This is a genomic window from Sphingobium sp. AntQ-1, from assembly GCF_028538045.1.
Classification (GTDB): domain Bacteria; phylum Pseudomonadota; class Alphaproteobacteria; order Sphingomonadales; family Sphingomonadaceae; genus Sphingobium; species Sphingobium cupriresistens.
This window is the reverse complement of the sequence record NZ_CP117161.1, coordinates 40,678-52,050: the sequence shown is the minus strand read 5'-3', so window position 1 is coordinate 52,050 and position 11,373 is coordinate 40,678. Positions and strand designations below refer to the sequence as shown.

At 61.2% G+C, this 11,373-nt stretch carries 12 protein-coding genes and 3 pseudogenes; 11 read left to right on the top strand and 4 right to left on the bottom strand.

From position 1 onward, the window contains the following. Positions 1 to 69 precede the first annotated feature (69 nt). Both sphantq_RS23480 and sphantq_RS23475 read left to right on the top strand, forming a co-directional pair. Positions 70 to 636 carry a DsbA family protein gene (locus tag sphantq_RS23480; protein ID WP_231726576.1) on the top strand — a complete coding sequence of 189 codons (567 nt, stop codon included), beginning with the start codon at positions 70 to 72 and terminating at the stop codon, positions 634 to 636. 50 nt (positions 637 to 686) lie between these two features. Continuing rightward, positions 687 to 1,547, top strand: a pseudogene (locus sphantq_RS23475) (MBL fold metallo-hydrolase); the annotation flags it as partial. A gap of 288 nt (positions 1,548 to 1,835) precedes the next feature. On the opposite strand, the pseudogene sphantq_RS23470 reads toward sphantq_RS23475, so the two are convergent. Beyond that, positions 1,836 to 2,192, bottom strand: a pseudogene (locus tag sphantq_RS23470) (MerR family transcriptional regulator); the annotation flags it as partial. 79 nt (positions 2,193 to 2,271) lie between these two features. Between sphantq_RS23470 and merC the strand changes: the two are divergent. Continuing rightward, positions 2,272 to 2,697: an organomercurial transporter MerC gene (gene merC, locus sphantq_RS23465; protein WP_272800747.1), complete on the top strand. Its 426-nt coding sequence runs from the start codon at positions 2,272 to 2,274 to the stop codon at positions 2,695 to 2,697. Between the two features lie 268 nt (positions 2,698 to 2,965). Further along, the gene (locus sphantq_RS23460) at positions 2,966 to 3,187 is read left to right on the top strand and encodes a GDCCVxC domain-containing (seleno)protein (RefSeq protein ID WP_272800797.1); all 222 of its coding nucleotides are present in this window, start codon (positions 2,966 to 2,968) and stop codon (positions 3,185 to 3,187) included. 26 nt (positions 3,188 to 3,213) lie between these two features. Here sphantq_RS23460 and sphantq_RS23455 read toward each other — a convergent pair whose 3' ends face one another. The 3 genes from sphantq_RS23455 to sphantq_RS23445 form a co-directional block, all read right to left on the bottom strand. Continuing rightward, on the bottom strand, positions 3,214 to 4,497 hold the full coding sequence (locus sphantq_RS23455) for a Fic/DOC family protein (protein WP_272800746.1): 1,284 nt from the start codon (positions 4,495 to 4,497) through the stop codon (positions 3,214 to 3,216). A 2-nt stretch (positions 4,498 to 4,499) separates the two neighbouring features. Continuing rightward, positions 4,500 to 4,757, bottom strand: a complete 258-nt coding sequence (locus sphantq_RS23450) for a hypothetical protein (protein WP_272800745.1) — start codon at positions 4,755 to 4,757, stop codon at positions 4,500 to 4,502. Between the two features lie 126 nt (positions 4,758 to 4,883). Then, on the bottom strand, positions 4,884 to 5,270 hold the full coding sequence (locus sphantq_RS23445; protein ID WP_272800744.1) for a DUF3768 domain-containing protein: 387 nt from the start codon (positions 5,268 to 5,270) through the stop codon (positions 4,884 to 4,886). Between the two features lie 378 nt (positions 5,271 to 5,648). Here sphantq_RS23445 and sphantq_RS23440 point away from each other — a divergent pair, with 378 nt between their 5' ends. From sphantq_RS23440 to sphantq_RS23410, 7 genes and pseudogenes are all read left to right on the top strand, one after another. Further along, entirely contained in the window at positions 5,649 to 6,047 is a 399-nt protein-coding gene (locus tag sphantq_RS23440) for a MerR family transcriptional regulator (RefSeq protein ID WP_272800743.1), read from the top strand. Positions 6,048 to 6,286: 239 nt separating this feature from the next. Beyond that, a complete protein-coding gene (locus tag sphantq_RS23435) occupies positions 6,287 to 8,236 on the top strand; it encodes a cytochrome c/FTR1 family iron permease (RefSeq protein WP_272800742.1) in 1,950 nt (649 codons plus the stop codon). A 69-nt stretch (positions 8,237 to 8,305) separates the two neighbouring features. After that, entirely contained in the window at positions 8,306 to 8,938 is a 633-nt protein-coding gene (locus sphantq_RS23430; RefSeq protein ID WP_272800741.1) for a cation transporter, read from the top strand. Positions 8,939 to 9,093: 155 nt separating this feature from the next. Continuing rightward, positions 9,094 to 9,426: an ArsR/SmtB family transcription factor gene (locus tag sphantq_RS23425; protein WP_272800740.1), complete on the top strand. Its 333-nt coding sequence runs from the start codon at positions 9,094 to 9,096 to the stop codon at positions 9,424 to 9,426. 11 nt (positions 9,427 to 9,437) lie between these two features. Next, entirely contained in the window at positions 9,438 to 9,866 is a 429-nt protein-coding gene (gene arsC / locus sphantq_RS23420; RefSeq protein WP_272800739.1) for an arsenate reductase (glutaredoxin), read from the top strand. Next, positions 9,866 to 11,152, top strand: a complete 1,287-nt coding sequence (locus tag sphantq_RS23415; protein WP_272800738.1) for an arsenic transporter — start codon at positions 9,866 to 9,868, stop codon at positions 11,150 to 11,152. Before arsC ends, sphantq_RS23415 begins: the two co-directional genes overlap by 1 nt. Beyond that, positions 11,149 to 11,343: pseudogene (locus tag sphantq_RS23410) on the top strand (YnfA family protein); the annotation flags it as partial. The gene sphantq_RS23415 and the pseudogene sphantq_RS23410, both read left to right, overlap by 4 nt. Positions 11,344 to 11,373 lie beyond the last annotated feature (30 nt).

Below are 11,373 nucleotides of genomic sequence, written 5' to 3'. Positions count from 1 at the left end.
GGGCCACTCAGTCGGAGGCAGGCGGTCGGGCTCGGCGCTGTAGTCGTGGGGGGCTGGGCGGTCGGACAGGTGCTGCGGCGCACCGCCCCGATTGGGCGTGACGTTGGTCCGACCGCCGACCTGATCCTGACAGGCGGCAGTTCGCCTGAGCACGGTCCTGCCGACGCGACGTTGCGGCTTGCCGTTTTCACCGATTATCGTTGCCCGGCCTGCCGTCACGCCTTCCCCGCGTTGGAAGAGGCCGTGCGACGCGATGGCAAAATTAGGGTCATCTACAAGGATTGGCCGATCTTCGGTCCACCGTCTGAACGTGCCGCGAGCGTTGCGCTCAGCTGTGCCGAACAGGGCATCTACCCGGTCGTCCATCGCCAGCTGATGGCCGACAACCGTACGATTGACGACGACATGCTGCGGGACGTCGTAATCGGCGCTGGCGGTGACTGGCTGAGCGCAACGACGTGGCTTGCTTCGCATGCACAGGCTGTCGCGGCGCGCCTGCGTGCGAACGGCCAAGAGGCCTATTCGATCGGCTTGGCCGGCACCCCGGGCTTTCTTGCCGGACGCATGCTGGTGATGGGCGCGATCGATCCGGGTGATTTCGAGCGGTTGTTCGCGCGGGCGCGGGCAGAAAGCTAACAGAGCGAGAGGATGAAAACATGATCGAGTATAAGCACGATGGTATGACCGTTGCGTCGCTCCATGATGAGCGCACTGGTAGCTTCCAATATGTTGTCGTCGACGACACTACGAAGACGGCTGCGATCATCGATCCAGTTCTGGATTTTGACCCGCGCGCTGGTGCGACCGCGACCCGAAACGCGGATCTTATCCTCGACTATGTGCGCGAAAAGGGGCTAACCGTCGAATGGGTGCTCGACACCCACCCACACGCCGATCATTTTTCAGCCGTTCCGTACCTCACCGGCAAGACCGGTGGCAAAACCGCGATCGGCAACAAGGTCGTGGAAGTGCAAAAGCTGTGGCGGGACATCTACTGCCTGCCCGATCTCGCCGTCGACGGCAGCCAGTGGGACCGGTTGTTTGCGGATGGCGAGCGTTTCCGGATCGGCACGCTCGATGCTCATGTCATGCTGTCGCCGGGCCATACGCTTGCCTCGATCACTTATGTCGTCGGTGACGCCGCGTTCGTTCACGATACGCTGATGGTTCCCGATAGTGGCACAAGCCGAGCGGACTTCCCGGGTGGTGATGCTCATTCGCTGTGGTGCTCGATCCGCGCCATCCTCGATCTGCCACCCGAAACCGCAACCTATGTTGGGCATGACTATGGCAAGGATGGCAGGGACGTACTTGGTCGCTCGACCGTCGCCGATCAGCGTCGCGACAACATCCATGTTCACGATGGCATCGACGAAGCCGAGTTCGTCGCGACCCGCGAGAAACGCGACGCATCGCTCCCACTACCCGACCTGATGCTCGCCGCGCTTCAGGTGAACATACGTGGCGGCCGGCTGCCGGATGCGGACAAGTGTGGGACGGCGTTTCTCAAGGTGCCTCTGAACCGGTTTGGACCTGGTGCTTCATAGCTCAGTCCGCGCTAGGGCAGCTGCTGTTTCAAGTGTCAGAACCGAACGGTTATGACCCTCGGAGGGAGGGCGGCGGTATTCGACCATGCCGGCTCGGAAAGCTGCCCGGGCGCTAACCACCGCTTTTTGCCGTCCGTAAGCCAACGGATCAGCATTGCGCGTCGGTCGCACCGAATGTGGTTTCTGTCTCACGGAGCGTGCGTTCCCCGCATCGATCCGTCTCACGCAATGCGAGCCGAAAACCGCCCTATATTGCAGTTCCGGGCGATCATCATTGCGAGCCGCTACAGCTAGCTCGCGATCAAGGGCTGACAAGTCGGCGACCTTCCTCTCAATCGCCTTCCGGTGCTCGCGCGCGATAGTCTCGACCGAGGTGCAGGACCAATCGCGATGGTCCGACAGGGCAAGCAGCTCTCGGACCCGATCGAGGCTGAATCCAAGGTCGCGCGAGCGGCGAATGAATGACAACCGCCGAAGGGTCCCCTCATCGTAGGTCCGGTAGTTCCCTTCGGTTCGCGCGGGTGGGGGCAGCAATCCGATCTCTTCATAATAGCGGATCGTCTGCACCTTCGTACCGGTCGCGTTAGCAAGATCGCCGATTTTTAAAGCCACAGCCCTTGACCCTACAGTTACTGAAGGGTGCATATGTGCCGACTATTACGATCTTGTCGAGAAGCCAGGCGAGCGGTGAGTCGCTTTGGCGGAACGGGAAAAGGGAACCGCTGTGCCTACTGAAGACTCGTTGACGCGAACGGCCGACAAGACGGGTGTAATCGGTGCGATTATCGCCTCGTTCGGGTGCGCGGCGTGCTTTCCGGCTCTTGGCAGCCTCGGTGCTGGACTCGGCTTGAGCTTCCTGAGCCAGTATGAGGGCCCCTTCATCCGATACATACTGCCGCTCTCCGCGTTAATAGTGCTCGCAGCAAACCTCAGCAGCGGCTTCCGTCATAGAACCTGGTTGCGTTTAGCTCTTGGGGTCGTTGGCCCCGTCCTTGTTCTGATCGCCGCCCTGCTGATGTCGCTTCGCGGCATTCGGGCAGAATGGACGCTCTATGCAGGACTGGCCTTGATGATCGGTGTCTCGATCCTTGATCTGGCTTCTCCTCCGGGACGACGGTTGAACAATCCGGTCCCGCCGAGGAACAGATGACGACGGATTTCGCCGAAAGGCGACCCTCAGCACCGAATGCGCCGCCGGTTCGGGTTGTCGAGCATTGGTACGCGGCTTTTAGTGCTCAGCGCAGTAGCGCTCGTAGTCGCTTGAATAATGTAGTGGCGACTTGCGTGCGGGAGGACGCCTACGCGGCCGATGCCAAGCCACACCGCTCTCAAAGCCTTCTGATCGCGACGACGGTGCTGGTAGGCTTGGCGGCTGTCTGGGCCTTGATCGAGAGTACCTTAATGAAGTGGATATTATGATGCTGCTCACCTCTACATTGACCTGTCCGCAGTGCGGCCACCAATCGACCGACACTATGCAGACTGACTCCTGCCAGTTCTTTTACGACTGCAAGGGATGCGCCGCGGTGCTCCGTCCCAATGCCGGTGACTGCTGCGTATATTGTTCGTTCGGGGACGTGCCTTGTCCCCCGATACAGGAAGCGCGCGCATCAGGATCACCGACGAGCTGCTGCATCTAACCGGAAAAATGCCGCGCGCGGCGGTGCTAGCGGCCGCGATCTTTGATGGGTGAGGACGGGACCAGAGAAGGGGCGCCAAATTCAACGTCGAGCGCGCTGCCGCTTCTGATGCGATCGGCAACGAGCTGACGGGTCGATTCCCCGATTGAAACAACCATACGTGCGCTTTCTCCGCGCTCACGTGCAGTCTGCATGGCAGCATCGACAATTCCCTGGGCCGCCGCCAACCGGATGTCGGCCAGATTGTTTTCCGGCGAGTTCTTCAGGAACGCGGCAGCAAGACGTTCTTGCCCTGGCGCATGGCCGGGCGGCAAGATCGGTCGCTCCAGCGCGCGAACAGCGCGCTGAAGCTGTACCGGCTGCTGGGCATTGATCTGCACGCCCAAGGCCGCACCAATCTCCCGCACGCGCTCCAGCGGCGTTTGCTCGGCCGAGATAACGGCATCGACCTGACGCACTCCGAGATAAGTCAGGAGATGAGATTGATAGACTGCTCCCTTGGCGTGCCGGACATAGGCTAGTTCGGTGCGCGCGGCGGCAATCTTCTCAGATGGCGCATCCTGCCCGATCAGCGTTCTCAGACGCTCGTCAGCCTGCTGGCGAGCGGATGGAAGATACCGCTCCAGTTCCTCGCGCACCTTATTTAAGGTGATGCGGTAACGCTGGCCGGTGGGGGGCGCGCGCTGGGGAAGCAAGGCAATGCCATGCGCGCCGATGCGCGCTTCCGGGGCGGCGTCGCGCTGGACCGCGGCAGCAGCAAGCACGGACGCCATGGCGCGATGATCACCTGTCAGGAAACCATGCCGCGACGCGTCCATCCAGAGTGTCTTGTCGATAGAAGCGATACGAATGGGATGTCCTGCTTCGCGCGCGACCTGGGCGGCATGATGGCGCATCGTGCGGCCATTGCCTTCGCGGAAGGGGTGAATGGCATTGAGTTCGTTGACGTGGTTGCCAAGTCGGTCGAAAAACTCGTCGCGCGCGATGCCACGAAAACCATGCTTCGCCGCCATATCCGCGAAAAGCTTGTCGAGTTCGCGGGCAATATAGAGGGGGGCGGCAAAGCTCGATCCGCCCTTCGCGATGTTGACGCTGCGGTCTTCACCTGCCCAATCATAGAGGTCCTGGAACAGGTGCTTATGCAGCGCGCGATAGCCATCGGCCGAACCCGGAAAAGACTGGCGCGCAACCTGTGCGCCGCGCGCCAGCGTCAACCGCCGCTCGGCTTCGTTGAGCGTGGCATCATCGGTAATCCCAAGCCGGTTCCGCAGGATATCGATGCCGGGGTAGGTATAAGGGTCGTCGCCCAACGTCAGCCTGCAGCGGGGTGCATTCCCGGCTTGTAAAGGCCGAGAATGATCGATGCCATCAGCGAGGGCGGGACGCCTTCGTCGAGCATTATGGCGAACAGGGCATCGTCGTCATCGCTGGGCGTCATGTCCTCGATGACTAGATTGGCGCGCGCATCGGCAACATCTTCGCGCCAGAGTGCGACCTGCTCGGGTGTGCCGCGCTCGAAGTCCATGCCTCGAACGCGCTCACGAAATGTCTCAAGATCGATCTGCGCCATCCCAATCATCCTTCCCCGTTAACTTTACTCTGTCTATCGTGATTTCTCAACAAATCACTTGGCTGGGCGGTTGCAAGCTCAGAAGAATATACGCGTCACCGGACTGCCGGTCCGAACGGATAAGTTTCAGTATTCATTCGATAACATGATCGTCAGCACGCGCTTGGTGCGATCCTCGTTCCAAGGGGCATCGCTGCCGAAAGCCAGATCTGCCTCATAATAGTCGATCTTCCAGAAAACGGTCACTGGAATCACCCGGTCATCATCGGGCCGGTCCTGCGTCCACTCACCCGATGCGAGACGGAAGACGGCCCCGAAGTCATGCTCACCATAAGGGTCATTGTTGTCGTCGAATTTCGAGAACCGCGCGATCAACGCCAATGCGGCGGAACGGTCAGCATCGGAGAGGGCCTGAAACCCCCTCGTGACATTAGTGACGGACGTGACGCCGGGGATAGCACGCGCAGCATCGTTCAAGCGGCGGATAGCATCGATCTGTTCAGGATTCTGCATCACTCGTTCCTTTCATCTGGCATGGGTTGCAAGGCCATGGGCCGGGCAACCCTGCCGTTCCGGCGAGGAACGGGATGGGGAGGGAGGGCGAGAATCTGCCGCTGGCGCGGGCGAGCGGCCTTAGCGCGATCGACGCCTTCCAGGGCGTCGGGTGCCGCGCTTGGCGGATTACACGGGCGACAAGATTGTCGTTCGGGAACGAAAGGGCAGCGCCCTTGGTGTTCCCTGTCCGCCTGAGCCTCGGAAGGCTTGGCGGAACGGGTGAAGCTCTTGCGCGCTGGCGCGCATCCACCTTGACCAGCTCAACGCCATTTCCGTATAAACTACAGTCGCTGTAGAATGAGTATTGCGCGTCGCACTCAAGATCGTGGAAACCACATGCAAATCGGCGAGTTGTCGCGCGCGACTGACACCAAAGTGACGACCATCCGCTTCTATGAGGAAATCGGACTGCTGGGCCAACCAGTGCGAACGGCCTCGGGACGGCGAACCTATGGACTACCCGATACTGATCGGCTGAACTTCATTCGCAATGCTCGTCGGCTTGGTTTTTCGATCGACGAGGTTCGATCGCTGCTTGCACTTGCCGATCAGCCAGAACGCGATTGCGGGGACGCGGCGAAGATCGCAGCCCGCCACCTGGCCGATGTAGAACAGCGGCTTAGACAGCTCAGCGCCCTCCGCGACGAGCTCGCAGCCATGAGCGCGGCGGGTTGCTGCGCCAAGACGATGGCGGAATGTCGAGTCATACAGGCCATCGCTCGACCTGCAGCATGATTCGAGCGAACATCGATAACCTTCTATCCTCCACGCGCTTGAGGATTTGATTGCTATCGTCTTCAAAGCGACCCGGGACACAAGCCTCACCGATCGCCAACATTATTAATGCGAGCGGATCGCAAATCCCTTGACCCTACAGTAGCTAGAGGTTGTAGGGGGCGTTCATGTCAGCGCGGTCACTCCACCACACCCCTTCCATCGCAGCGCCCTCCACAGGTCCGGTCCGCGCCGTCTCGATGCGCTTGATGCTCGTTGCGGCCGCGATTTTACTAGGTTTGGTGTTGCCGCTCACTGCACTGCGCGCTGCACCGACTGCCGACCAGAATGGCGTGCAAACCGCATGGCGGCTGCTCGACTATGTCGCCGTCGATTATGGGGGCGCGGTCGCTGGGGGGCGGATTACGAGCGCTTCGGAATATGCGGAAATGAAGGAATTCACAGGTTCCGTGTCCGCGCAGCTCGTCGCTCTGCCTCTCAAGCCTGGACGGCCAGCGCTGATTGAGAGAGCGGCGCACCTCCAGAGCGTGATCGCGCGGAAGGGAACGCCGCAGGAAGTCGCGACGCTGGCGCGCGGACTCGCGGCCGACCTACTGAAAGCCTACCCTGTGCCGCTTGCCCCGGCGACGCCGCCCAGCTTTGCCCGGGGCGCGACTCTGTTTGGCTCCAGCTGCGCAGCCTGTCACGGCACGACAGGGAACGGGCATGGCCCCGACGCGGCCAAGCTCACGACGCCGCCGATCGCATTCACCGACATCGAGCGCGCCCGCCAGCGTAGCGTATTTGCGCTATACCAGGTCATAGGCCAAGGCATCGACGGAACGGCGATGCAGAGCTTCGCCAACTTGCCAAGTCAGGACCGTTGGGCGCTGGCGTTCCGCGCCGGCAGCTTCGCCCTGACCGACGATCAGGCGCGGGAAGGGGAGCGGCTGTGGAAGACCGATCAGTCGCTCCGCCAACAGGTGCCCGACCTTCAGACACTCGTGGCGCTCACGCCGTCCGCGCTCGCCGATCGTATCGGCGAGGAACGAGCGTTGGCGGTCATGGCTTATCTCCGCCGCCATCCTGACGCTGTGATCGAACAGGCTCCCGCGTCGCTCTCACTGGTGCGCCAGAAGCTGGCGGCGAGCCTCGATGCCGCCCAGAAGGGAGATCGGCGTGCGGCGAAGGAATTAGCGCTGTCGGCCTACTTGGACGGCTTCGAACCGGTAGAGCCGACGCTGGGCGCACGCGATGCAACGCTGCTCGCACGTATCGAAGGCGCGATGGGCGAGTATCGCGCTGCGATCGATCAGGGTGCCGGGTCCGATGATCTGGCGAACCGCGCGCTTATCCTCAACGATCTGTTCGACGATGCCGAGGCCGCGCTGGCCCCTGGCGCATCCAGCGATGCATCGACCTTCCTCGGCGCGTTTACGATCCTGTTGCGCGAAGGCTTGGAAGCCCTGCTCATCGTCGTCGCCATGATCGCGTTCCTGCGCAAAGCGGAACGCTCGGAAGTGCTACCCTATGTACATGGTGGCTGGGTGGGAGCGCTTGTGGCCGGCCTGCTCACTTGGGTGGTGGCCACCTATGCGATCGGGATCAGCGGCGCGAGCCGAGAGCTGACGGAGGGGTTCGGCTCGCTATTTGCAGCAGTGGTCCTGCTCTCGGTCGGGATATGGATGCACGGCAAGGCACAAGCCGATCAATGGCAACGTTACATCCGAGAAAAGATGGCGCGCGCGCTGTCGGGTCGCTCCGCCTGGTTCCTGTTTGGGCTGGCCTTCGTGGTGGTTTATCGTGAGGTGTTTGAAACTATCCTGTTCTACGCGGCGCTGTGGACGCAGGGGAATGGCGGCGCGCTTCTCGCCGGTGCAGGGTCAGCGGTCGCGTTCCTCGCCGTGATCGCCTGGGCCATGCTGCGCTACAGCCGCCAGCTCCCGATTGCTAAGGTCTTCGCTTACAGTTCGTGGCTGATGGCGGGGCTGACGGTGGTTCTTGCCGGCAAAGGCGTGGGGGCACTGCAAGAGGCCGGCATCATCAGCATAGCGCCGATCGCCAACGGCCCCCGACTTTCCATGCTAGGCGTATTTCCCACTTGGCAATCCATCATAGCCCAGCTTCTCATGGTGTTGGCAATTGCCGCGGGCTTCTCGTTCAATCGTCGCAAGCGAGATAAGACCGTCGATCTTGCGACAACTGCGTAAGCAGATTGCTCCGTAAAAATCGAATTTTCTACTTGCTTCTATAGTAACTGTAGATTGTAGGAAACACGTATGAGTGAAATCCAAACCCCCTCATGCGGCTGTACCGGCGATACGAAGCGGGCAGAGCGCGACCCCGCGTATCGCCGTGCTCTGTGGATCGTCATCCTGCTCAACCTTGGTTTCGGTCTGGTCGAGATCGTCGGCGGGTTTATTGCTGATAGCCAAGCACTCAAGGCGGATGCGCTCGACTTTATCGGCGACGGGACCATTTCCCTGTTCGGCCTTATCGCCTTGGGCTGGACTGCTCATGCGCGATCGAGAATTGCGCTCGTACAGGGCCTTTTCCTCGGAGCGCTGGGTCTGGGTGTTATCGGATTTGCCATTTGGCGTGCGATGAACGCTGTCGCGCCTGACGCCGATCTAATGGGCGGGATCGGAGTGGTGGCGCTGATAATCAATGTGAGCGCGGCTCTTGTCCTCTCTCGTTTTCGTGAAGGTGACGCCAATGTCCGCGCAATCTGGTTGTTCAGCCGCAACGATGCTCTGGCAAATATCGCCGTTATCGCTGCGGCAGGGCTGGTCGCCTGGACTGGACAAGCATGGCCTGACCTTGCTGTCGCTGGTATTATTGCGCTGCTATTCCTGCATTCGGCTTGGGAAATCACGCAGGGAGCCATGGCTGAGATGAACAATCGCCCATAACGGCCGATAATGCGCGTGCGCCGATGCGGCGCTCTCGCTTTGCGTACCCGACGCAGGAGGGGAGCCAACCGGCGCTGCCACCACTCGTGAACTAACTCACGATGCTAGCGCTAAACAGCAATTGCGCTCAATAATATATCCATTATGCTGGATATATGGAAAATGAGTTAGCAATCTCCGCTTTGAGCGCCTTGGCACAAGGTACGCGGCTCGACACCTTCCGGCTACTGGTGCGGCATGAACCCGATGGCCTGGCTGCCGGAGAAATCGCGCGCCAGCTCGATGTACCGCAAAACACCATGTCGGCGCATCTTGGTATTCTCACCCGGGCAGGCCTGGTGCGTTCCGAACGCCATAGCCGATCAGTTATCTACCGCGCCGATCTCGACGGGCTGCGGGCGCTGACCCTGTTTCTCCTCAAGGATTGCTGCGGCGGCAACGCGCAAGTGTGCGCGCCGCTGATCGCTGAACTCTCACCTTGCTGCTGAAAGGATGCCCCGTGGCCATCGATATCGTCATCTACCACAATCCCGAATGCGGCACATCGCGCAACGCGCTCGCCATGATCCGCAACGCGGGCATCGAACCGCATGTGATCGAATATCTCAAGACGCCGCCCACGCGAGCCTTGCTGGTCGAACTGATCGGCCGCGCCGGCATGACCCCGCGCGATCTGCTGCGCGAAAAGGGAACGCCTTTTGGCGAGTTGGGCCTTGCCGACCCGGCACTGTCCGACGAACAGCTCGTGGACGCGATGATGGCGCATCCGATCCTTATCAACCGGCCCCTCGTTGTATCGCCGCTGGGTGTGAAACTGTGCCGTCCTTCCGAAGCGGTGCTTGATCTGGTGCCGGCAGGCCAGCTTGGCGCATTCGCGAAAGAAGATGGCGAACAGGTCGTAGATGGCACAGGCCAGCGTATCGCCTGATGCTGCCAGCAATCCTGATCTTCATCGCCACGATTGCGCTCGTTATCTGGCAACCCAAGGGCCTCGGCATCGGGTGGAGCGCCATGGGCGGGGCGATCGTGGCACTGCTTGCCGGCGTTGTGTCGCTGTCCGACATACCCGTGGTTTGGGACATTGTCTGGAACGCGACGGGGGCATTCGTCTCGGTCATCGTCATCAGCCTGCTGCTCGACGAGGCCGGGTTCTTCGAATGGGCGGCGCTTCATGTCGCTCGCTGGGGCAAGGGCAACGGCCGCGTCCTGTTCGCTCTGGTCGTGCTGCTCGGCGCAGCGGTATCGTCCTTGTTCGCTAATGATGGCGCGGCCCTGATCCTGACCCCCATCGTCATCGCGATGCTGCGCGCGCTTGGCTATGGCGACAAGGCGACGCTGGCATTCGTAATGGCCGCAGGCTTCATCGCTGATACCGCCAGTCTGCCGCTTGTCGTCTCCAATCTCGTCAACATCGTGTCGGCCGACTTCTTCAAGCTCGGCTTTGGCAAATATGCGAGCGTGATGGTGCCGGTGGATCTGGCCGCGATCGCCGCCACGCTCGGCGCGCTGATGCTGTTCTTCCGACGCGACATACCGACAAACTATGATGTTGCCGCGCTGCGCACGCCGCGCGCGGCGATCCGCGACGCCGCAACCTTTCGCGCCGGTTGGGTCGTCCTCGTACTTCTTCTCGTGGGCTTCTTCCTGCTCGATCCGCTGGGCGTGCCTGTCAGCGCGGTTGCCGCCGCCGGCGCAATCGTGCTGCTCGCAATCGCGGGGAAGGGGCACGTCATAGAGACCCGCAAGGTACTGCGCGGCGCGCCTTGGCAGGTCGTCATCTTCTCGCTTGGCATGTATCTCGTGGTTTATGGCCTGCGCAATGCAGGACTGACCGACCATCTTGCTACGCTGCTCGATCGCACTGCGCAGGGCGGGGTATGGGGTGCTGCGATGGGGACCGGCGTGATCGCTGCGGTCCTGTCATCCGTCATGAACAACATGCCGACGGTATTGGTGGGCGCACTGTCGATCGACGCCACCCACGCCACAGGAGCGGTCAGGGAAGCGATGATCTACGCCAACGTGATCGGCTGCGATCTTGGCCCAAAAATCACACCCATCGGATCCCTTGCCACGCTGCTGTGGCTTCATGTCCTCGGGCAAAAGGGCATTCGCATCGGTTGGGGCTATTATTTCAAGGTCGGCGTGACGCTGACGGTTCCGGTGTTACTGGTGACGCTCGCAGCCCTCGCAATCAGGATCAGCATGGTATGACGGCGCTCGTCTATCTTGGCGCAGCAATCGCAGAAATCGCCGGCTGCTTTGCTTTTTGGGCATGGCTTCGACTGGGCAAGTCCCCCCTATGGCTAGCGCCGGGTGTCGCGTCGCTGATGCTGTTCGCATGGCTTCTAACCCGCGTTGACAGCGACGCGGCGGGGCGCGCCTACGCTGCATATGAGGGCATAGCGTGGAAGGTACGCTAAACAACGCTAAGG